The sequence below is a fragment of the Caulobacter sp. UNC279MFTsu5.1 genome (assembly GCF_900114015.1).
Lineage (GTDB): Bacteria > Pseudomonadota > Alphaproteobacteria > Caulobacterales > Caulobacteraceae > Caulobacter.
This window is the reverse complement of the sequence record NZ_FORN01000005.1, coordinates 65,243-86,319: the sequence shown is the minus strand read 5'-3', so window position 1 is coordinate 86,319 and position 21,077 is coordinate 65,243. Positions and strand designations below refer to the sequence as shown.

Annotated in this window: 14 protein-coding genes and 2 pseudogenes; 2 read left to right on the top strand and 14 right to left on the bottom strand. The window is 69.4% G+C overall.

The window, feature by feature from the left end; genetic code table 11:
* Positions 1 to 26: 26 nt before the first annotated feature.
* The 9 genes from BM066_RS04065 to BM066_RS04025 all read right to left on the bottom strand — a co-directional run bounded on the left by BM066_RS04065 (position 27) and on the right by BM066_RS04025 (position 13,846).
* Complete coding sequence (locus BM066_RS04065) at positions 27 to 1,364, bottom strand: amino acid permease (protein ID WP_089924490.1); 1,338 nt, start codon at positions 1,362 to 1,364, stop codon at positions 27 to 29.
* 146 nt (positions 1,365 to 1,510) lie between these two features.
* The gene (locus BM066_RS04060; RefSeq protein ID WP_018061935.1) at positions 1,511 to 3,910 is read right to left on the bottom strand and encodes a TonB-dependent receptor; all 2,400 of its coding nucleotides are present in this window, start codon (positions 3,908 to 3,910) and stop codon (positions 1,511 to 1,513) included.
* A gap of 125 nt (positions 3,911 to 4,035) precedes the next feature.
* Positions 4,036 to 6,039: a tetratricopeptide repeat-containing sulfotransferase family protein gene (locus BM066_RS04055; protein WP_089924487.1), complete on the bottom strand. Its 2,004-nt coding sequence runs from the start codon at positions 6,037 to 6,039 to the stop codon at positions 4,036 to 4,038.
* Between the two features lie 187 nt (positions 6,040 to 6,226).
* Positions 6,227 to 7,510 (bottom strand): NAD(P)/FAD-dependent oxidoreductase, encoded by a 1,284-nt coding sequence (locus tag BM066_RS04050; protein WP_018061937.1) that lies wholly within the window; start codon positions 7,508 to 7,510, stop codon positions 6,227 to 6,229.
* Positions 7,511 to 7,684: 174 nt separating this feature from the next.
* Entirely contained in the window at positions 7,685 to 9,085 is a 1,401-nt protein-coding gene (locus BM066_RS04045) for a glutamine synthetase family protein (RefSeq protein WP_018061938.1), read from the bottom strand.
* A 138-nt stretch (positions 9,086 to 9,223) separates the two neighbouring features.
* A complete protein-coding gene (locus BM066_RS04040) occupies positions 9,224 to 10,627 on the bottom strand; it encodes an aspartate aminotransferase family protein (RefSeq protein WP_018061939.1) in 1,404 nt (467 codons plus the stop codon).
* A 117-nt stretch (positions 10,628 to 10,744) separates the two neighbouring features.
* The gene (locus BM066_RS04035) at positions 10,745 to 11,533 is read right to left on the bottom strand and encodes a gamma-glutamyl-gamma-aminobutyrate hydrolase family protein (RefSeq protein WP_018061940.1); all 789 of its coding nucleotides are present in this window, start codon (positions 11,531 to 11,533) and stop codon (positions 10,745 to 10,747) included.
* A gap of 134 nt (positions 11,534 to 11,667) precedes the next feature.
* Positions 11,668 to 12,738 carry an ABC transporter ATP-binding protein gene (locus BM066_RS04030; protein WP_255367471.1) on the bottom strand — a complete coding sequence of 357 codons (1,071 nt, stop codon included), beginning with the start codon at positions 12,736 to 12,738 and terminating at the stop codon, positions 11,668 to 11,670.
* A 250-nt stretch (positions 12,739 to 12,988) separates the two neighbouring features.
* Positions 12,989 to 13,846, bottom strand: coding sequence for an ABC transporter permease (locus tag BM066_RS04025; RefSeq protein WP_018061942.1), 858 nt, complete (start codon positions 13,844 to 13,846; stop codon positions 12,989 to 12,991).
* 3 nt (positions 13,847 to 13,849) lie between these two features.
* Here BM066_RS04025 and BM066_RS26845 point away from each other — a divergent pair.
* Positions 13,850 to 13,912 (top strand): annotated as a pseudogene (locus BM066_RS26845) (hypothetical protein); the annotation flags it as partial.
* Between the two features lie 94 nt (positions 13,913 to 14,006).
* Here BM066_RS26845 and BM066_RS04020 read toward each other — a convergent pair.
* The 3 genes from BM066_RS04020 to BM066_RS04010 form a co-directional block, all read right to left on the bottom strand.
* The gene (locus BM066_RS04020; protein WP_018061943.1) at positions 14,007 to 14,897 is read right to left on the bottom strand and encodes an ABC transporter permease; all 891 of its coding nucleotides are present in this window, start codon (positions 14,895 to 14,897) and stop codon (positions 14,007 to 14,009) included.
* Between the two features lie 141 nt (positions 14,898 to 15,038).
* Positions 15,039 to 16,139 (bottom strand): ABC transporter substrate-binding protein, encoded by a 1,101-nt coding sequence (locus BM066_RS04015; protein ID WP_018061944.1) that lies wholly within the window; start codon positions 16,137 to 16,139, stop codon positions 15,039 to 15,041.
* Between the two features lie 226 nt (positions 16,140 to 16,365).
* Entirely contained in the window at positions 16,366 to 17,751 is a 1,386-nt protein-coding gene (locus BM066_RS04010) for a glutamine synthetase family protein (protein WP_018061945.1), read from the bottom strand.
* An 80-nt stretch (positions 17,752 to 17,831) separates the two neighbouring features.
* On the opposite strand from BM066_RS04010, the pseudogene BM066_RS26840 reads away from it, so the two are divergent.
* Positions 17,832 to 17,926 (top strand): annotated as a pseudogene (locus BM066_RS26840) (hypothetical protein); the annotation flags it as partial.
* A 21-nt stretch (positions 17,927 to 17,947) separates the two neighbouring features.
* Here the strand turns inward: BM066_RS26840 and BM066_RS04005 are convergent.
* Together BM066_RS04005 and BM066_RS04000 are read right to left on the bottom strand one after the other, a co-directional pair.
* Positions 17,948 to 19,312 carry an aspartate aminotransferase family protein gene (locus BM066_RS04005; RefSeq protein WP_018061946.1) on the bottom strand — a complete coding sequence of 455 codons (1,365 nt, stop codon included), beginning with the start codon at positions 19,310 to 19,312 and terminating at the stop codon, positions 17,948 to 17,950.
* Between the two features lie 322 nt (positions 19,313 to 19,634).
* Positions 19,635 to 21,077, bottom strand: a complete 1,443-nt coding sequence (locus BM066_RS04000; RefSeq protein WP_018061947.1) for an NAD-dependent succinate-semialdehyde dehydrogenase — start codon at positions 21,075 to 21,077, stop codon at positions 19,635 to 19,637.

Here is a 21,077-nt window from a genome sequence, read left to right as displayed (position 1 = left end):
GCCGGGATGAGCGGATATTTTGACGCTCATGGCGTGACCGCCCGCCCCCGCGTCAGCCAGTAGAACGGCGCCCCGATCGCCAGCAGGCCGATCCCCAGCAGCACGGCCTGGCCGCCGGCCCCCACCAGGGTCCAGACCGAATACAGGCCGGCCAGCAGCGCGATCACCGTCAGGGCCGTGGTCGGGGCGATCCGCCGGGTGGCCTGCAGCTTCAGCGCCGCCAGGGCGCAGGCCAGGTAGGCGAACAGCGAGGCGGTGGTGGCCACCAGGGCGATGAAGGTGAACAGGTCGGCCATCGACTTGGCGTAGTTCATCAGCACCAGGACCGTCAGGAAGCCGGCGGACAGCAGGTGGGCGCGGACGGGCGCGCCGCGCGCCGACTCCTTGGCCAGGAAGGCCGGGAACACCCCGCCCTTGGCCATGGCGTAGGGCATCTCGCCCTGCAGCAGCACCCAGCCGTTCAGGGCCCCGAAGGCGCTGATCGCCGCGAACAGGGCCAGGACCTTGCCGGCGTTGCCGCCCCAATGCAGGCTGACGAAGTCGGCCAGCGGGGCGTTGGAGACCTTCAGCGCGGCGGCCGGCGTCAAGAGAACGACCGCCGAGCAGACCAGCAGGTAGATCAGGCCGGTGAACACCGTGCCCACCAGGGTGGCGCGAGGGATGGTGCGGACCGGGTCGACCACCTTGCCGGCCGGCACCGTGGCCGATTCCAGGCCCAGCAGCGCCCACAGGGTCAGGGCGCCGGCGGCGGTGATCCCGCCCGGATGGATGTCGGCGGCGCGGAACGGCGTCAGGCTGGCCCCATGGTCGCGGCCGATCACCCAGAAGGCCAGGCCGGCCACCGCCACCAGCGGCAGCAGCTTCAGCACGGTGGTCACCACCTGCACCCCGCCGGCGAGGCGGGCGCCGGCGATGTTGACCCCGACCAGCAGCCAGACCGCCCCCAGGGTCACCAGCAGGTGCATCCCCGGGACGTGGGCGATGGCCGGGAAGATCGCCGACAGGTAGCTGACCGCCCCGGTGGCGATGGCGGCGTTGCCGACCCACAGCGAGATCCAGTAGCTCCAGGCCACCATGAACCCGACCAGCGGCCCGAAGGCTTCCTGGGTGTAGGCGTAGGGCCCGCCGGCCTTGGGAAACTCGCGCGCCAGCCCTGCGAACACGAAGGCCAGGGCCAGGGCGCCGGCGATGGTCAGCAACCAGCCGAACACCGCGTTCCAGCCGTAGGGGGCCAGGGACGCGGGCAGCATGAACACCCCCGAGCCGATCATGTTGCCGACCACCAGGGCCGTGCACATCCAGAAGCCCAGGGCGCGGGGCGCCGTGATCTTGGGGATGGGGACCTTCTGGTGGGTCTTTGTCATGCGGTTACGCTTTCACGGACAGGCGGTGCGCGAAAGCCCCCTCCGGCCCTTCGGGCCACCTCCCCCAGAGGGGGAGGAGCAACGCCGCGCAGATGCTCCCCCTCTGGGGGAGCTGTCGCGAAGCGACTGAGGGGGCCTCGCGGCGATCAGAACTTCTGCCCGAACTTCACCCCGATGGTCCGCGGCCGCAGCGGCACGGAATAGACCTCGGCCCCGCAGACGGCCTCGACGCATTCGGTGGTGCGCGTCTGGCTGGCCCGGCTGTCGTTGAGGTTCACGACATAGGCCGAGAAGGTCCAGCTGTCGCGGCCCAGGCCCGCCGACAGGTCGGTGGTGATGTAGCCGGCCTGCTTGCCCAGCACTTCGCGGGCGAAGGTGCGCAGGTCGGCCCAGGCGTCGGTCTGGCCGACGATCCCGCCCTGGACGAAGGCGTCGTAGCCCGCCAGGTCGAACTCGTAGCGGGCGTTCAGATTGGCCTTGAACTTGGGCGTGACCGGCAGGCGCTGGCCGTCCGGCGCGCGTTCGGGATAGTTGTCCAGGTCGACCGGACAGTTGGTGATCGGCTTGCCGGTGGTCGGGTCGACCTTGCCGCAATAGGTGCCCTTCAGCTTGGCGTCGATATAGGTGGCCGCGCCGTTCAGGGTCAGGCCGTGCTTGATCGCGAAGCTGAAGTCGGTCTCCGCGCCGTCGATCTCGGCCGAGACGGCGTTCTTGATCTCGGTCAGGCCGTTGGCCCCGACGATCGAGAACTGGAAGTCGTCCCAGGTCTGGTGGAACACCGCGCCGTTCCAGCGGAAGCGGTTGTCGGCCCAGCTGGTCTTCCAGCCGAACTCGTAGTTCTTCAGGAAGTCCGACTGGTACGGCGGCAGGGTGCCGCGGCGATTGATGCCGCCGGGCCGGAAGCCCTCGGAATAGGTGACATAGACCAGCTTGTCGGGGTCGATCTTGTAGGTGAGGTTGACCTTCTTGCTGTTGCCGTTCTCCTTGACCCGCTTGTCGAGGTTCGTGCAGGGCGCGCCTTCGATCTCCGGGCCGGCGAAGCAGGCCTTCTCGCCGGTCGAGCCGTAGCCGGCCCCGTAGCCGTAGAAGCCCTTGAGGCTGTTGTCCGACTTGAAGAAGCGGATGCCGCCGGTCAGGGTCAGCTTGTCGGTGATGTCGAACGCCACTTCGCCGAAGGCGGCGCTGTCGCGGTCGACGCGCTTCTGCTCGGTCAGCCAGATCGTGCCTGGATGGCCCGGCACCGAGATCGAGTCGCCGATGTCGTCGATCCGGTAGTTCTGGTGGATGCCGTGGGTCTGGCGCTGGTAGAACAGGCCGCCGACCACCCGGAAGCGGTATTCCTGCGGGGTCGAGACTCGCAGCTCGTGGCTGAGCTTCATATAGGCGTCGTGGCCCATGATGTACTGCGACGGGTCGACCGGATTGCCCGCGTCGTCGGTCCAGTAGGCGCCGTAGCCGGCCAGGGTGTCGTAGAAGAACGAGTAGTCGGTGTAGTCCTGGCGGGTGTCGACGTCGCGGTCGAGGTATGAGCCGGCATAGACCACGTCGAGGTTGCTGACCTTGCCCTCGACGGTCATGGCCGCCTGCCACCACTTGTCCTTGGAGGTCTCCGGATAGTAGTGGGCGACCTTCAGCGCCCCCAGGCTGCGGTCCTCGGCGAACAGCCCGCCGACCTTCTCGACCTGGCCCATGACCTGGGGCGTGATCACCCAGTTGTCGCCCGCCTCGATCTTGACCGCCGCCCGACCGCCGTAGAGGTCGACGTCGTTGTAGTCCTTCTTCACGCGGCTGGCGTTGTTCACCGTGATCCCCGAGGTGGGATAGGTGCGCGAGCCGGCGACGTTGTCGATATAGCCGCCCTGGTGCTCGGCCCAGCCGACCAGGCGCACGGCGACCTTGTCGCTGATCGGCTGGTTGACGAAGCCCTCGGCCACATAGCCCTGGTCGCCGTGGGCGATGGTGTTGGCCTCCAGGTCGTAGCCGGCCTTGAAGCCAGCCGTGCTGGGCTTGTTGGTGATGATGCGCAGGGTGCCGGCCTGGGAGCTGGCGCCGTACAGCGTGCCCTGCGGCCCCGACAGCGCCTCGACCCGGGCGATGTCGTAGATGTGGATGTCCAGCGCGCCCTGGATGGTGGTGACCGGTTGTTCGTCCAGATAGACGCCGACGCTGGGCAGCGAGCCGGAGTGGTTGCCGTCCCCGCCGCTGGCCACGCCGCGGAAATAGACGTTGGAGAAGCCCGGCGAAGTGGTCTGGAACGACACGCTGGGCAGGTACTTCACATAGTCGGTGAAACTGGCGACGTGCAGCTGCTCCAGCTTGGCCTCGCCCAGGGCCTGGATGCTGACCGGCACGTCCTGCAGGTTTTCCGAGCGCTTCTGCGCGGTGACCACCACCTCGTCCAGGGCCACCGCCCCCTGGGGCGCGCCTTGAGGAGCCTGGGTCTGTGCGTGGACGGCGACCGCCGTCAGCATGGACGAGGCCAGAAGCGCGGTCGTCAGCAGGCCGCCCTTCGAAAGGGCGGTCTTGGTACGCGTGGTAGACGTCATGTCGGCTCCCCGAACTGTTCGGAGAACGATGCTCTTCTGGCTGATTTGCGCCCGCAAGAAGCAAAATTCAAACGAACGTCAATTCGGCCGACTGTTGCAGAAATGGCAGGGTTCTGTGCGCCTGATCAAAATTCAGGCGCGGCGGGATAACTGGACAGGACCGGCCCCAGCGCGGTCTTCAGCGGGTCCAGCCACGATTCGTAGTTTTGCCAATGCTCGACCGCGTCCTTGAAGATGGGACGACGCACCTGTTCTGAGCTTGCGGTGCGCACGGCGCGGTCGTTTTCGTGGAAATTCAGGCACGATTCTTCGAACGGCAGGCCGCAATAGGCCAACAGGGCGCGGATCTGGGCCTCCGGATCCTCGATCATCGATTCGTAGATCACTCGGTGCACGCGGCCGGGCAGCACGGCGTCGACATGGGCCATCAGCTCCACATAGTCGGCGTAGTAGCGGCCGATGTCCTCCAGGCCGTAGCTGAAGTTCTGGCCGCGGGCGAAGTGCTGCTTGAAGCCCGAGAAGCAGCAGCCCATCGGGTGGCGGCGGGCGTCGATGATCTTGGCGTTGGGCAGGGCCAGGGCGATCAGCCCGACATGGGCCCAGTTGTTGGGCATCTTGTCGATGAACAGCGGCCGGTCGGTCTTGCGCTGCACCCGGGTGCGCTCGAGGAACTCCTCGCCCAGGGCCTGCAGGGCGTCGCCGTCCAGCGTGGCCAGCACCTCGGGATAGGGCGACTCGTCCTTCAGCCGCCGGGCCATCGAGGTGATGTCGGGCAGCTCCATCGTGCCCTCCACCGCCGAGTGGCTGGCCAGGATCTGCTCGACCAGGGTCGAGCCGGCGCGCGGCAGGCCCAGGACGAAAATCGGGTCGGGCGCGGGGCAGCCCTGGCCGGCCCGCACGGCGAACAGGTCGGCCGTCAGCACCGCCTTGCTGCGCGCCACGTGCCGGGTCATCACCGCGGGGTCGTAGGGGACCTGGGTCCGCCGCAGCGCCGCGCCGCGGGCGTAGCAGGCGAACGATTCGGCGTAGCGACCGGCGTCCTCGTGGGCCTTGCCCAGGGCGTAGTCGAGGTGCAGGCGGTCGTCCTCGGCGAGGTCCGCGCGGGCCAGCTGGCCCTCCATCGCCGCCAGGTCAGCCGCGTCGAAGCGGTAGGTCTTCATGTTGGCCAGGCTCCACCAGGCCTCGCCCAGCGACGGGGCCTGGTCGACGGCCTTGCGGTAGGCGGCCGCGCAGTCGGCCGAGCGGCCGACGGTCTTGAGGGCATGGCCATAGCTCATCCAGCCCTTGGGTTGCTGGGGATGGCGGGCCAGCACCTCCTCGTAGATCGCGATGGCCGGATGATATTCGCCGATCCGCGCCAGGCAGGCGGCCTTCAGGTTCAGGTAGCCCGGATGGCGCGGCTCGTCGGCCAGCAACAGATCCAGCTGGGCCAGGGCCTCCGGCGAGCGCCCCAGCCGGTAGTGCAGGGTGGCCAGGTTGTAGCGGGCGCCGGTGAAGGTCGGGGCGATCTTCAGGCAGTCCAGCAGCAGGCCCTCGGCCTCCGCCTCGCGGCCCAGCCGGGCGACGGCCTCGGCCAGCATGCGGATCGCGGCCGGCTCGTCGGGGCGGGTCCGCAGCAGGTCGCGCAGCACCTTCTCGGCCTTGCCCGGCTCGCCGTCGACCAGGGCGGCGGCGGCGGTCATCAGCACCGGGTCGCGGACCCCGCCCTTGATCTGCCGGGCCCGGGCGGCCTGGGCGCCGGCCTCGTCGCCCAGCAGTTCGAAGGCCTCGGCCAGACCGCGCCAGGCCTCGGCCAGGTCGGGATCGGCGGCGACCGCCCGCTTGAAGGCGGCGACGGCGGCCTGGGTGTGGCCGGCGGCGGCCAGCACCCGGCCATGCTCCAGCTGGATCGGCGGCGCCTGGGCGAAGGCCCGGGCCAGGGGATCGACCACCCGCAGGGCCTGGGCGACGTCGCCGCACAGCCGCAGGCCGGCGGCCAGGATCAGCGTCGCCTCGGCGTGGCGCGGCACGGCCTCCAGGATCGCCCGCGCCTGCTCGACCGCCAGCCGCGGGTCGACGCCCAGCAGCCGCTGGCCGTTGGCCAGGGCGGTGGCGACGCTGCCGGAAGGCTCGGTGGTGGTGGTGGTCATGGGGGGATGGGATGGCGGGGCGTTCCCGGAGTCAATCGGCGACGCTCGGCGCGGCGACCACTTGCCCCCTACGGGTCGCTTCGCGACCGTCTTCCCCCACAGGGGGAAGAGCGCGAGGCTCCGCCCCCTCTGGGGGCGGACAGACCGCGAAGCGGTCAGGTGGGGGCAAGAAGGTGAGCCACGATCCTCACATCCGATCCCGCAGCGCATACCAGCTCAGCCCCGCCACGGTCAGCGGCCAGCGCAGCAGCCGGCCGCCGGGGAACGGCGGGGTCGGCAGGCGGGCCAGCAGGGCCATGCCCTGCCCTTCGCCCAGGGCCGCGTCGGCCAGCAGCTTGCCGAACCAGGGCGCCAGCATCACCCCCTGGCCCGAATAGCCGGCAGCGATCCGCACCCCCGGGGCCAGCTCGCGGACGAACGGCGCGCGGTGCACGGTGATGCCCAGGGTCCCGCCCCAGGCGTGGGTCACGGCCACGTCGGCCAGGCCGGGATAGACCTTCAGCATGTGCCGCCGCACGAAGGCCTTCAGGTCCGGGGGGAAGCCGGGCCGATAGTTCTCGCCGCCGCCGAAGATCAGCCGGTCGTCGGGGCTCTTGCGGAAATAGTTGATCACGAACCGGCTGTCGGCGACCGCCGCGCCCGAGCGGATGATCGCGTCGGCCCGCTCGCCCAACGGCTCGGTGGCCAGGAGGAAGTTGTTGATCGGCATCACCCGGGCCCGGGCCGCGCCGCCGGCCAGGTCGTCCAGATAGCCGTCGCCGGTCAGGATCAGCTGGTCGCAGGTCACCTTGCCCCGGGGGCTCTCAACGACGATCGCCCCGCCCTCGCGCCGCCAGGCCACCGCCCGGGTCCGCTCGTGGATCACCGCCCCCGCCGTCAACGCCGCCCGCGCCATGCCCAGGGCCAGGTTCAGCGGATGCAGGTGGCCGCCGCCACGGTCGACCAGGCCGCCGTGATAGACGTCCGTCCCCAGCTCGTGGGCCAGGGCGTCCGGCGCGATCAGGGCCAGCTGGTCGTAGCCGTAGCGGCTTTGCATGAACTCGATGTGCGCCGCGTCCTCGGCCTCGCCGCCCTTGCGGTGGCGGGCGTGGATCATGCCGGGGCGGAAGTCGCAGGCGATCTGGTGCTCGGCGATCAGGGCCAGCAGGTGGGCGCGGGCGTCCTGGCTCATCCGCCACAGGGCCAGGGCGTCGTCGCGGCCGACCACCTTCTCCAGCCAGGCCTGGTCGTTGCGCTGGCCGACATGGACCTGGCCGCCGTTGCGCCCCGAGCCGCCGGACCCGACCTGGGCGGCCTCGAGGACGACGACGGAGACCCCGCGCGCCGCCAGCTCCAGCGCGGCGCCCAGGCCGGTATAGCCGGCGCCGACCACGCAGACGTCGGCCCGGGTGTCCTGTTGCAGCTCAGGCAGCGTCGGGAACGGCGTGGCGGTGGCGGCGTACCAGGAGGTTGGCGGATGGCCGGCGTTCATAGCCCCCTCTCCCATGGGGAGAGGGAGGGGCCCATTGCGCCAGCAATGGGAGGGTGAGGGGGTGGTGAGTTCGACGGCGCGCCGGCACGCCGGCTGGCGGCGTAACCCCTCATCCTCCCACGACTTCGTCGCGGGCCCCTCCTTCTCCCTCTGGGAGAAGGTGACTTCGAGACCTCACACATTCAGCAGCAGGAACTCCCGCTCCCACGGGCTGATCGTGCGCATGAAGGTCTCGTACTCGGCCTCCTTCACCGTGGCGTAGGCGGCGCAGAAGGTGGCGCCCAGGATGTCGACCAGGGGCTTGGCCTCCTCGAACAGGGTCACCGATTCCAGCAGGCTGCGGGGCAGCTCGATGCCGCGGGCGCTGGCGTCGGTGTCGACCGGGGCGGTGGGGGTCAGGCTGTGCAGCATGCCCAGATAGCCGGTGGCCAGCACCGCGGCGATGGCCAGGTAGGGGTTGGCGTCCGACGAGGGGATGCGGTTCTCCAGCCGGCGGTTGGCCGGGTCGGACGGCGGCACCCGCAGGCCGCAGGTGCGGTTGTCGTAGCCCCACTGGGTGTTGACCGGCGCCCCGCTGTCGCGGGCGATCCGCCGGTAGCTGTTCACGTACGGCGCCAGTATGGCCATGATCGCCGGCAGGTAGCGCTGCTGGCCGGCGATGAAGGCGTAGAACAGCGGGGTGGCGTCGCCGGTCTTGGGGTCGGAGAACAGGTTGTTCCCGTCCTGGTCCAGGATCGACTGGTGGATGTGCATGGCGCTGCCGGGCTCGGCGGCCATCGGCTTGGCCATGAAGGTGGCGTAGATCTCGTGCTCCAGCGCCACCTCGCGGATGGTGCGCTTGAACATGAACACCTGGTCGGCCAGCTCCAGCGGATTGCCGTGCCGCAGATTGATCTCCATCTGGGCCACGCCGCTCTCGTGGATCAGGGTGTCGATCTCCAGCCCCTGGCGCTCGGAATATTCGTACATGTCCTCGAACAGGGCGTCGAACTCGTTGACCGCCGCGATCGAATAGCCCTGGCGGCCGGTCTCGGGCCTTCCCGAACGGCCGATCGGCGGTTTCAGCGGGTAGTCGGGGTCGGTGTTCTTGTCGACCAGGTAGAACTCGATCTCCGGCGCCACCACCGGCTCCCAGCCCTTCTCGCGATAGAGGGCCACCACCCGGCGCAGCACCTGGCGCGGGCTCTCCTCGACCGGCCGGCCGTCGGGGTGGAAGGCGTCGTGGATCACCTGGGCGGTCGGGTCCTGGGCCCAGGGCACCACGGCCAGGGTGGCCAGGTCGGGGGTCAGAAAGATGTCGGTGTCCGACTGCACCGCGTTCACCGCCCCCTCGAACTCGGGGAAGTCGCCGGTGATGGTCTGGTAGAACACCGCCAGCGGCAGGTTCATCGACGGCGCGCCCAGGAACTTGCGCACCGGCATGATCTTGCCCCGCGCCACGCCGGCCAGGTCGGGCACGACGCACTCGATCTCCTCGATGTTCTGCCGCGCGAACCAGTCCTTGGCGTCGTCGAGCGAGGCGACCCCGCGCGTGGTCTTGGGGGCGGGCTTGGATTTCTTTTCTTTGTACTTCATGACACCCGGGGGGTCTGAGGGAAGCGGTCAAAGGCGAAGACGACTCTACCCTTCTCCCCTTGCGGGAGAAGGCTCATGGCGCAATGGACAGGCACACAGCCCTGCCATCCCACGATGACAGTTGATAGGCGGTCGTACTCATCCCGCCGCCTCCGGCTTCAACGCCCGCAGCATCGGCTCGGCCGCGTCCAGCGACTTCCTGATGATCCCCACCAGGTCGTCGATCTGGGCGTGGGTGATGATCAGCGGCGGGCAGCAGACGATGCTGTCGCGGATGGCGCGGACCATCAGGCCGTTGGCGATGCACAGGTCGCGGACGATCGGCCCGGCCTCGCCCTCCTTGTCGAGGAAGCGGTGGTTGGTGCCCTTCTCGCGCACGATCTCGACCGCCCCGATCAGGCCCAGCGAGCGGGTCTCGCCGACCAGCGGGTGGTCGTTCAGGCTGGCCAGGGCCTTGGCCAGATAGGGGCCGGTGTCGTCGCGGGTGCGCTCGACCAGGCCCTCGCGCTCGATGATCTCCAGGTTCTTCAGGGCCACGGCGGCGGCGGTCGGGTGGCCGGAGTACGTAAAGCCGTGGATGAAGTCGCCGCCCTTCTCGCGCAGTTCGGCGACGATGTGGTCGGCCACGCCGACGGCGCTAATCGGCAGGTAGCCGGACGACAGCCCCTTGGCCATGGCGATCATGTCGGGCTGGATGCCGTAGTGCTGGTGGCCAAACCATTGGCCGAGGCGCCCGAAGCCGCAGATCACCTCGTCGCAGACCAAGAGGATCCCGTATTTGCGGCACAGGGCCTCGACCGCCGGCCAGTAGCCGTCCGGCGGGATGATCACCCCGCCCGCCCCCTGCACCGGCTCGCCGATGAAGGCCGCGACGTTCTGCGGCCCGACCTCCAGGATCTTGTCCTCGATCGCCTTGACGGCGCGATCGCGGAAGGCGGCGGGATCCTCGCCGAAGCCTTCGCCGAACTGGTAGGGCTGCATCACGTGCTCGACGCCGGCGATCGGCAGGTCGCCCTGCGCATGCATGGGCTTCATGCCGCCCAGCGAAACGCCGGCCACGGTCGAGCCGTGATAGGCGTTCCAGCGGCTGATGAACACCTTGCGGTCGGGCTGGCCCTTCAGCTTCCAGTAATGGCGGGCCAGGCGGAAGACCGTGTCGTTGGCCTCCGAGCCGGACGAATTGTAGAAGACGTGGGTCAGGCGCCCGCCCATCTTCTCGGCGATCTTGGCGGCCAGCTTGACCGGCGGCGGCGTCGCGGTCTTGAAGAAGGTGTTGTAGTAGGGCAGCTCCAGCATCTGGTCGTAGGCCGCCTTGGCCAGCTCCTCGCGGCCGTAGCCGACATTGACGCACCACAGCCCGGCCATGCCGTCGAGGATCTGGTGGCCCTCGCCGTCGTGGATGTAGACGCCGTCGGCCCGGGTGATGATCCGGCTGCCGCCCAGCTGGGCGATGACCTTGTGGTCGGCCTGGGCCGGCAGGTGGTGGGCCAGGTCCAGGCGCTTGAGCTCGGCGATGTCGTGGTTGCGGATCGGGGCGGTCATCGGGTTACTCCTGGTCTTTTCTTGTTCTGTAAAATCCGCTCATCCCGGCGAACGCCGGGACCTGGATCCTATGGCGCCGGGGCGGGCTGGACGGGCGCTGCGTTCAAGGACCCCACCTCAGCGCTCCGCCCTCTGGGTCCCGGCGTTCGCCGGGATGAGCGGAACAAGGGGTTGGCCCCGCAGCGCCCGACCGAACAGCTGGAAGAACGCCTGGCTCTGCGAGTTCTGCTCGGTTTTCCATTCGGGATGCCACTGGACGGCCAGGACCGGCGCGGCGTTGACGGTCGCCGACACCGCCTCGACCACGCCGTCGGGGGCGCGGGCCTCGACGGCCAGGCCCTCGCCCAGCCGGTCGACGCCCTGGTAGTGCACGGAATTGACGGTGGCCGCCTCGGCGCCGAACGCCGTCGCCAGCACGCCGCCGGGGGTCAGGTCGACGCGGTGCTCGTGGTCGAACATGCCGTCGAAATCGACCTCGTCGGAGGCGTGGTGGGCGATCAGCTCATCGCTCGTGACCATGTCCCGCCGCAGCGTGCCGCCGAACGCGACATTGATCTCCTGGAAGCCCCGGCACACCCCGAACACCGGCCGGCCCAGGTCGAGCATGGCCCGGATCAGGTCGGCGGTCATGGTGTCGCGCGCCGCGTCGAACGGGCCGGGGGCGTCGGCCACGTCCTGGCCGTAGAGGGCGGGGTCGAGGTTGGACGGGCTGCCGGTCAGCATCAGGCCGTCCAGCCTCGACGCGACCTCCGAGGCCTTCATCAGCTGCGGCATCGACGGCACCAGCAGGGCCGCGGCGTCGGCATACTGCATGGCGCCGGCCACATAGCGGTTCATCACCGCCTGGGCCGGCTCGATCCCGACGGTGCGGGTGCAGCAGATGATCCCGGCGACGGGGCGGGTCATGGATCACTTGCCCCCTACGGACCGCTTCGCGGTCGTCTTGCCCCATAGGGGGAAGAGCGCCGAGGCTCCGCCCCCTATGGGGGCGGACAGGCTGCGCAGCGGCCAGGTGGGGGCAAGGGCGTGAGCCACGGAGGTCACGACAGCAACACCGCCGGCGAGCACGCATGCCAGCCCAGCCACACCGCCTCGCCCAGCTTGAAGTCCTCCTGGTCCCAGCGGGTCAGGTTGGGGCGGGTGACCTTGATCCGCCGGCCGCTCTGGATCTCCACCTCGTAGACGCTGGCCCCGCCCAGATAGGCCTCGTGCCTGATCACCCCGGCGACGGCGTTCTGGCCCAGCGGGCAGTCGCCCATGTTGGGCGGCGGGCCGCCGTCGGGGCGCTTGTGCAGCTCGATCTTCTCGGGCCGCAGCGCCGCCCAGACCGTGCCGCCGCGCGCGCCGGTGACGCCGTGGTCCAGGAAGATGTCGCAGTCCAGGTCCGGCGACTTGACCACCGCGTGGCTGGGCTCGTCGACCGCCAGCACGCCCTCGAACAGGTTCACGCTGCCGATGAAATCGGCCACGAAGCGGCTGTTGGGGAACTCGTAGAGGTCGCTGGGCCCGGCCACCTGCTGCAGCACGCCGCGGTTCATCACCGCGCAGCGCGACGCCAGGGCCAGGGCCTCGTCCTGGTCGTGGGTGACCATGATGAAGGTGATCCCGACCTTCTCCTGCAGGGTGCACAGCTCGGTACGCATCTGGTCGCGCAGCTTGGCGTCCAGGGCCGACAGCGGCTCGTCCAGCAGCAGCACGCGGGGCCGCTTGACCAGGGCCCGGGCCAGGGCCACGCGCTGCCGCTGGCCGCCCGACAGCTGGTCGGGCTTGCGCCCCGCCAGGCCGTGCAACTGGACCAGGTCCAGCGCCTCCTCCACCCGCCGGTCGCGCTCGGCCTTGCCGACCCGGTCGACCATCAGGCCGTAGGCGACGTTGTCGGCCACGCTCATGTGCGGAAACACCGCGTAGGACTGGAACACCATGTTGACCGGCCGCTTGTTGGGCGGAATGGTCGAGACGTCCTGGCCGTCGATCAGGATGCGGCCCTCGGTCGGGGTCTCGAACCCGGCCAGCATCCGCAGCAGGGTGGTCTTGCCGCAGCCCGACGGCCCCAGCAGCGAGAAGAACTCACCCTCGTGGATGCTGAGCGAGACGTCGTCGACGGCCACCATCTTGCCGAAGCGCTTGGTGACGTTCTCGAAGGTGATGATGGGTTGGTTGTCGCTCACGTCGTCTGCCCCCGAGACACGTCGAATTCAGTCGTTGAGAGGCCGTGGGACGCCCCCTCGGTCACGCTGCGTATTCGCGGCGCGCCACCTCCCCCGCTTTGCGGACGGGGAGGATGCGGCATGGTCTCCTCCTCCGTGAAACGGGGGAGGTGGCGCGAGGCGCAGCCTCGTGACGGAGGGGGCGTCCGGCGGCTCATGGCTTCTCCCCGTGCCCGGCCACGCCGGCCGGGTCGCCCTGCAGCTTCAGCGCCACGGCGGTCAGGATCACGGTCAGGGCGATCAGGATCGTCGAGGCGGCGTTGACCTCGGGCGTCACCGAGAAGCGCACCATCGAATAGACCTTGACCGGGAAGGTCACGGTGTCCGGCCCCGAAGTGAAGAAGGTGATGACGAAGTCGTCCAGGCTGAGGGTGAAGGCCAGCAGGGCCCCGGCCACCAGCGACGGGGCCATGTGCGGCAGGATCACGTCCTTGATCGTGCGCCACTCGCCGGCTCCCAGGTCCCGGGCCGCCTCCTCCATCTCGCGGTTGAAGCTGGCCATGCGGGCCCGGACCACCACGGCCACGAACGGGAACGAGAACGACACGTGGGCGATGGTGATGGCCCCCAGGTTCAACGGCCAGGGCAGGCCCACCGGCCAGGGCAGGACCTTGGCGAAGAACACCAGCATGGCCACGCCCATGCAGATCTCGGGCACCACGATCGGCAGGGCCAGGGCCCCGTCCAGCACCGTCTTGCCCGGGAAGCGGAACCGCCACAGCACTAGGGCGACCATGGCCCCCAGGGCCACGCTCAGCACCGTGCACAGGGCGGCGATGGTCAGGGAGTTGGCGAAGGCCTCGATCAGCGACGAGTCGTGGAAGGCCTTGTCGTAATATTTGAGCGTGAAGCCCTTCCAGACGATGTTGCGCCGGCTGTCGTTGAAGCTGAAGGCCATCAGGGCGATCAGCGGCGCGTAGAGGAACACGCCCACGGCGGCCAGCCAGGCCTGCATCTGCCAGCGGCGGAGGTATTCCAGGGGGCCGGGGGGGGATTTGCGGAGCTTGGTCATTGGACGCCCCCTCCGTCACGCCGCGTATTCGCGGCGCGCCACCTCCCCCGCTTCGCGGGTGAGGAGGAAACCGCGCCGACCATCTCCTCCCCCGTGCAACGGGGGAGGTGGCGCGAGGCGAAGCCTCGTGACGGAGGGGGCGTCCGGCCGCTGAACGCCCTCATGCCGCCGCCCCCTTCCTGCCCTTGCTCAACAGCGCCTGCACGGCGATGGCCACGAAGGTCAGGTACATCAGCAGGAACGACAGGGCCGCGCCGAACGGCCAGTCGTTGGCGCGCTTGAACTGGCGCTCGATGACGTTGGCGATCATCTGGCTGTCGGGCCCTCCCAGCAGGTCGGGGGTCAGGTAGGCCCCGAGCGCCGGGATGAAGGTGATCAGCACGCCCGAGGCGATGCCCGGCAGGGCCAGCGGCACGACCACCTTGAACAGGGTGCGCATGTGGCCCGCCCCCAGGTCGAGGCTGGCCTCCAGCAGCGACTTGTCCAGCCGGTCCAGCGCCGAATACAGCGGCAGCACCATGAAAGGCAGGTGGACATAGACCAGGCCGACGATCACCGCGAAATTGGTGTGCATCATCTCCAGCGGCTGGAACGGGGCCAGGGGCAGCACCCTGCCGGCCAGGGTCCAGACCGCCTCCAGCGACTTGTTGATGTAGCCCTCGTTGCGCAGCACGGCGATCAGGGCGTAGGTGCGGATCAGGAGGTTCGTCCAGAACGGCAGCATGATCAGCAGCAGCAGCCAGGCCTTGGCTTTCTGCGAGGCGAAGGTGATGGCCAGGGCGACCGGGAAGCCGATCACCAGGCACAGGCCGGTGGTCAGGGCCGCCACCCAGGCCGACTTAAGGAAGATCTTCAGGTACAGCGGCTCGATCGCCCGGGCGTAGTTCTTGAACGTGCCGGTGATGGCGATCTGGGTCAGGCCCTCGTTGTGGCCGAAGCTGTAGGCCCAGACGATGGCCAGCGGGATCAGGAAGAACAGCACCAGCCACACCAGCGGCGCGCTGAGCGCCGCGGCGAAGACGGCCTTAGCCTGTTTCCAGCTCTGCTCCATGGAAGGTCCTCTTCAACAGATCCTCCCCCTCTGGGGGAGGTGGCCCGAAGGGCCTGAGGGGGCCGGCGCGGCCTGGGCCGAAAGACCCCCTCAGTCACTTCGCGACAGCTCCCCCAGAGGGGGAGCAGCATCGTTCCGCCCCTAAGCCGCCCGCACCTTGGTGATGACTTCCTCGTACAGGCTGGCCTTCTCGGCCCCCTCGAACGCCCCGTACTCGCACTTGGACATGATGTCGGCCGGCGGGAAGATCACCTTGTTGTCGCGATAGGCCGGCGGCATCAGCGCCTTGGCCGCCGCGTTCGGGGTCGGGTAGAGGATGGTCTTGGAGATCTCGGCCCCGGCCTGGGCGTCCAGCAGGTAGTTGATGAACTTGTGGGCGTTGTCCGGTCGCGGCGCGCCCTTGGGGATGCACAGGGTGTCGGAATTGATCAGCGATCCTTCCTTGGGGATCACGAAGTCGATGTCCGGGTCGTCCTTCATCACCTGGGCGATGTCGCCGTTGTATTCCAGCACCAGGTCGACGTCGCCGGCCACCAGCATGTCCTGGCCGTTGTCGTCGTGGAACGCCTTCACATAGGGCTTCTGCTTGATCAGCATCGCCTCGATTTCCTTGACCAACTCGGGCGGGATGTTGTTGACGCTGTGGCCCTTGTACTTGGCGGCCAGGCGCACCAGGTCGGCGCTTTCCGACAGCAGGGCGATGCGGCCGTTGTATTGCGCGCTGTCGAACAGGTACTTCCAGCTGTCCGGAACGCCCTGCACCTTGCTCTTGCGATAGCCGATGCCCAGCACCAGCCAGGTGTAGGGCATCGAGAACTTGCGGCCCTTGTCGTAGTCGGGGTCGAGGAAGGCCGGATCGATGTTCTTGATGTTGGGGATCTTGGCGTGGTCCAGCGGCTCCAGCATGCCGGCCTGGCCCATGCGGGTGACGAACTCGTTGGACGGCACGATCACGTCGTAGCCGGCGTTGCCGGCCTTCAGCTTGGCGAACAGTTCGTCGTTGGTGGCGAACAGGCTCATATTGACGTCGACGCCGGTGGCCTTCTTGAAGTCGGCCAGGGTCGTCTCGCCGATATAGGTGTCCCAGTTGTAGAAGTTCAGCTTGGGCTCTTCGCCGCTCGCCGACTTGGCGGCTTCGCCCGCGGGCTTCTGGCCGCAGGCGGTGAAGCTGATGCCGATGGCCGCGGCGCCCATGGCCGTCAGCAGCGAGCGGCGGGTGCCGAGAATGCGGTTGGTGCTCATGGCTAGGTGTCTCCCCTTGAATTCGTCTGGTGACGGATGATCTCAGCAACCCAAAGAACCTGTCATCCCGGACAAGGCCTGAAGGGCCGCCGATCCGGGACCGCCGGAAGCGCCTGAGTTCACGCATCGGTCCCGGATCTTCGCGCTGCGCGCTTCGTCCGGGATGACAACGAAAAGGCAGGCTACTTCCTCATTCCACTTCAACTCCACATTTCACGCCCCGCCCTCATGCGTTGCGCAGATACCAGTCATAATCCAGCTGCGTGACCACCTCGCCGAAGCGCGCCTGCTCGGTGCGCTTGACCGAGACGAACATCTCCACGAACCGCTCGCCCAGATAGTCGCGCAGCACGTCGGAGGCCTCGAACAGGTTGACGGCCGCGTACCAGTCGGTCGGCAGGCGGATCTTCTCCTTGGCCGCCGCGGCGTAGCCGTCGCCGACCACCGCCGGGCCCGGATCGATCTGGTTGCTGATCCCGTGGTGGGCGCAGGCCAGCAGCGCGGCCAGCACCAGGTACGGATTGGCGTCGGCCCCGGCCACGCGGTGCTCCACATGCCGGGTCGGCGGCGGGCCGGCCGGCACGCGCAAGGACACCGTGCGGTTGTTGACGCCCCAGGTCGGGGCCACCGGCGCGTAGCTGTTGGCCTTGAAGCGGCGATAGCTGTTGGCGTTGGGGGCCAGGATCGCCATGCAGTCGGCCATCAGCGCCTTCATGCCGCCGATCGCGTGCTTCAGCAGGGCCGAGCCCTCGGGATCGTCGGCGGCGCAGAGGTTCTTGCCCTCGGCGTCGTTGAAGCTGACATGGACGTGGAAGCCGTTGCCGGCCTGGTCGGCCCAGGGCTTGGCCATGAAGGTGGCCTCGCAGCCGTGGCGCAGGGCCACGCCCTTGGCGGCCCGCTTGTAGCGCAGGGCGTCGTCGGCGGCTTCCAGGGCGTCGGGCTTGTGCTTGAGGGTCAGTTCCACCTGGCCCGGGGCGAACTCCGAGATCGCCCCCTCCAGCGGCACGCCCAGCACGTCGCAGACGTCCCACAGCTCGCGCAGGAACGGGGCGTGGGCCTCCAGTTCCGGCAGGCCGTAGACCTGGATGCCGCTCGGCCGCTCGCCGGTCTGATGGGAACGGGCCGGCAGCAGCTCGCCGCCCGGGCCGCGCTGTTGGTCGACCAGGTAATATTCCAGCTCGCAGGCGGCCACCGGCGTCAGGCCGTCGGCGGCGAAGCGGTCCAGCACCCGCTTGAGCACATGGCGCGGGTCCAGGTCGTTGGGCGCGCCGTCCAGCTCGTACAGCGACAGCATCACCTGGGCCATGTCCGGACCCAGCCAGGGGGCCAGGGTCAGGGTTCCCGGCACCGGCCGCGCCCGGCGGTCGGCGTCGCCGTCCTCCCAGACCAGGCCGGTGTCCTCGCAGTCGGCGCCGTTGGTGTCGACCACCAGGATCGAGCCGGGCAGGAAGCGGCCGTAGTCGTAGATCGCCTGCAGCTCGTGGACCCGGAGGCGTTTGCCCCGGGGCACGCCGGTCATGCTGGTGAAGAACACGTCGACGTACTTGACCTGCGGATGGGCGGCCAGGAAGTCGCGGCACTCCTGGGGATCGGCGACCGAAGGGAGCGTCATGGGCGTCGGCCTCCAAACCCCTCTCCCATGGGGAGAGGGTGGGGCCCGCGTTCGAAGAACGTGGGAGGGTGAGGGGGTAGGGTGTCCGACGGCGTGCCGGCACGCCGGTAAGAGCGTAACCCCTCACCCTCCCACCGCTTCGCGGCGGGCCCCTCCCTCTCCCTCTGGGAGAGGGTGTTCCTGTGCGCACCTATCATTAGCTCAGCCCCTCCAGCGCCGCCGCGAACCCGTCCACCGCGGCGACCAGTCGGTCCACCGCCGCGTCCTGCGTCACCGGCGAGACCAGCATCATGGTGTGGAAGGGCGCGATCAGCACCCCTCGGTTGATCAGCCACAGATGAAGCGCATGCCGCAGCTCGTCGTCCAGCGCCTCGCGCATCGCGGCGGCGTTTTTCGGCGGCGCGGCGGCGAACACCAGCTCGACCCGGGCCCCGACATGGACCACCGACCACGGTAGGCGGCGGGCGGCGATCACCGCGCGCAGGCCGGTCATCAGCCGCTCGGCCCCGGCCAGCATCCGCCCGTAGGCGGCGTCGGTCATCACGTCGGACAGCATGGCCCGCATGGCGGCCAGGGCCAGGGCGTTGCCCGACAGGGTGGTGCCGATCCCCGACTGGCCGGGTCCGACGCGGGCGGCGGCGGCGTCCATCCGCTCGGAGAGCTCGGCGCTCACGCCCCAGACCGCGGCCGGCACGCCGCCGCCGACGGCCTTGCCGATCACCAGCATGTCCGGCTCGAGGCCATGGGCGCGGGCGTAGCCGCCGGGGGCGGTCGAGATCGTGTGGGTCTCGTCGATGACCAGCAGGGTCCCGGCCCGGCGGGTCAGGTCGCGCATCGCCTCCAGGAAGCCCGGCTGCGGCAGGATCATCCCGCAATTGGTCATGGCCGGCTCGGCCAGCACGGCGGCGACGTCGCCGGGGGCCAGGGCGGCGGCCAGGGCCTCGGGATCGTTGAACGGGATCACGCGGGTGGTGACGGTCAGGTCGTGGACCTGGCCCAGCAGGCCGGGCTTCATGACGGGCTGGCCGTCCTTCAGCGTCACGAACGCGTCGTCGACCATGCCGTGGTAGCAGCCGTCGAACACCAGGATCACCGGCCGCTGGGTCACCGCCCGCGCCCAGCGGATGGCGGCGCGGTTGGCGTCGCTGGCCGTTGTCGCCACCTGCCACAGCGGCAAGCCGAAGCGCTCGGCCAGCAGCCGGCCGACGATCACCGCCGCGGCGGTCGGCAGCATGAACCCGGTCCCGCGCCGGGCCTGGTCGGCGATCGCCCGGGCCACCGCCTCCTGGCCGTGGCCGAACATGGCCGGCGTGTCGGCCAGGCAGAAGTCGTCATAGAGCAGGCCGTCGACGTCGGTGACCTGGGCCCCCACGCCCTGGGCGGCGAACACCGGACTGGGACTGGCCCAGTCGGTCATCCAGTGCATCGGCGCCCCGCCCCGCCAGACCTGCGCCGCCTGCCGCGACAGGGCGCAGGAGCGAGGGTGCTCGGCGACGAAGCGCTGGGCCTCGGCTTGGATCAGGTCGGAGAGGGTCGGGGCGGCGGCGGGGCTGGGGGTCATGGAGCGACACCCTCACCCAACATTGTCATCCCGGGCGTAGCGAAGCGAAAACCCGGGACCGCCGGGAGCTCTGAGTTCACGCGTCGGTCCCGGATCGGCGCGCTGCGCGCTTGTCCGGGATGACAGGGGTTGAAATGACCCGCTCCCCTACCAGCCGTCATCCTCGGACTTGTTCCGAGGACCCCTGCTTCAACCGAGAAGAACAAAGATCCGTGAAGCGGTGAGATCGCGCCCTCACCACCATACGACAGCGCGGCGGCGCGAGGGGTCCTCGGAACAAGTCCGAGGATGACGGGGGTTAGGGTGGAGCGGGAACCGTTGGTCATCCCACCCCGCCAAAGCACAGGTACTTGGTCTCCAGATACTCGTCCAAGCCCTCGGAAGACCCCTCGCGGCCCAGGCCGGAGTCCTTGACCCCGCCGAACGGCGCCACCTCGGTGGAGATGATGCCCTCGTTGATCCCGACCATCCCCGCCTCGATGGCCTCGGCCACCCGCCAGCAGCGGGCGACGTCGCGGCTGTAGAAGTAGGAGGCCAGGCCGAACGGCGTGGCGTTGGCCAGGTCGATGGCGTCGGCCTCGGTCTCGAACTTCACGATCGGGGCGACCGGGCCGAAGATCTCCTCCTGGAACAGGCGCATGTCGGGCGTCGCGCCGGTCAGCACCGTGGGCCGCCAGAACAGGCCGCCCAGCTCATGGCGGTCGCCGCCGACCGTGACCTTGGCGCCCTGCTCCACGGCTTCGCGCACCAGGGTCTCGACCTTGGCGATGGCCTTGTCGTTGATCAGCGGGCCGATGGTCACGCCCTCGCCGGTCCCAGGCCCGACCTTCATCGCCGCGACCTTCTGCGTCAGCCGGGCCACGAAGGCGTCGTGGATGCCCGCCTGCACCAGCAGGCGGTTGGCGCAGACGCAGGTCTGGCCGGTGTTGCGGTACTTGCTGGCGATCGCCCCATCGACGGCGGCCTCCAGGTCGGCGTCGTCGAAGACGATGAACGGCGCGTTGCCGCCCAGCTCCAGCGACAGCTTCTTCATGGTGCCCGCGCACTGGGCGTAGAGCGTCTTGCCCACCGGGGTCGAGCCGGTGAACGACAACTTGCGCACGCGGGCGTCGTCGCACAGGGCCTTGCCGATGCCGGCGCTGTCCTTGCCGGTGACCACGTTCAGCACGCCGGCCGGCACGCCCGCCTCGACCGCCAGCCGGGCGATGGCCAGGGCGCACAGCGGGGTCTCGGCCGCCGGCTTGACCACCACGGTGCAGCCCGCGGCCAGGGCCGGGCCGACCTTGCGGGTGATCATGGCGATCGGGAAGTTCCACGGCGCGATGGCCGCGCAGACCCCGACCGGCTGTTTGATCGACACCAGCCGCTTGCCCGGCATCGGGGTCGGGATGGTGTGGCCGTAGGCCCGCTTGGCCTCGTCGGCGAACCAGTCGATGAACGCCGCGCCGTAGGCCACCTCGCCCCGCGACTCGGCCAGCGGCTTGCCCTGCTCGGCGGTCATCAGCCGGGCCAGGGCCTCGGCGTGGACCAGCATCAGGTCGGACCATTTGCGCAGGATCGCCCCGCGCGCCTTGGCGGTCTTGGCGGCCCAGCCCGGGAAGGCGCGGTGGGCGGCCTCGATGGCGACCTTGGTCTCCGACGCGCCCAGGTCGGCCACCTCGGCGATCACCGCCCCGTCGGCCGGGTTCAGCACCGCGAAGGTGGTCTCGCTCTCGATCCACAGGCCGTCGATGAAGGCGGCGGTTTCGACAAGTTCCAGCGTCAT

What these genes read in the sequence shown, in the direction of transcription:
- BM066_RS04065 (WP_089924490.1), bottom strand. Translation starts at nt 1,364, where the DNA reads ATGACAAAGACCCACCAGAAGGTCCCCATCCCCAAGATCACGGCGCCC.
- BM066_RS04060 (WP_018061935.1), bottom strand. Translation starts at nt 3,910, where the DNA reads ATGACGTCTACCACGCGTACCAAGACCGCCCTTTCGAAGGGCGGCCTG.
- BM066_RS04055 (WP_089924487.1), bottom strand. Translation starts at nt 6,039, where the DNA reads ATGACCACCACCACCACCGAGCCTTCCGGCAGCGTCGCCACCGCCCTG.
- BM066_RS04050 (WP_018061937.1), bottom strand. Translation starts at nt 7,510, where the DNA reads ATGAACGCCGGCCATCCGCCAACCTCCTGGTACGCCGCCACCGCCACG.
- BM066_RS04045 (WP_018061938.1), bottom strand. Translation starts at nt 9,085, where the DNA reads ATGAAGTACAAAGAAAAGAAATCCAAGCCCGCCCCCAAGACCACGCGC.
- BM066_RS04040 (WP_018061939.1), bottom strand. Translation starts at nt 10,627, where the DNA reads ATGACCGCCCCGATCCGCAACCACGACATCGCCGAGCTCAAGCGCCTG.
- BM066_RS04035 (WP_018061940.1), bottom strand. Translation starts at nt 11,533, where the DNA reads ATGACCCGCCCCGTCGCCGGGATCATCTGCTGCACCCGCACCGTCGGG.
- BM066_RS04030 (WP_255367471.1), bottom strand. Translation starts at nt 12,738, where the DNA reads ATGGTGGCCGTCGACGACGTCTCGCTCAGCATCCACGAGGGTGAGTTC.
- BM066_RS04025 (WP_018061942.1), bottom strand. Translation starts at nt 13,846, where the DNA reads ATGACCAAGCTCCGCAAATCCCCCCCCGGCCCCCTGGAATACCTCCGC.
- BM066_RS04020 (WP_018061943.1), bottom strand. Translation starts at nt 14,897, where the DNA reads ATGGAGCAGAGCTGGAAACAGGCTAAGGCCGTCTTCGCCGCGGCGCTC.
- BM066_RS04015 (WP_018061944.1), bottom strand. Translation starts at nt 16,139, where the DNA reads ATGAGCACCAACCGCATTCTCGGCACCCGCCGCTCGCTGCTGACGGCC.
- BM066_RS04010 (WP_018061945.1), bottom strand. Translation starts at nt 17,751, where the DNA reads ATGACGCTCCCTTCGGTCGCCGATCCCCAGGAGTGCCGCGACTTCCTG.
- BM066_RS04005 (WP_018061946.1), bottom strand. Translation starts at nt 19,312, where the DNA reads ATGACCCCCAGCCCCGCCGCCGCCCCGACCCTCTCCGACCTGATCCAA.
- BM066_RS04000 (WP_018061947.1), bottom strand. Translation starts at nt 21,077, where the DNA reads ATGACGCTGGAACTTGTCGAAACCGCCGCCTTCATCGACGGCCTGTGG.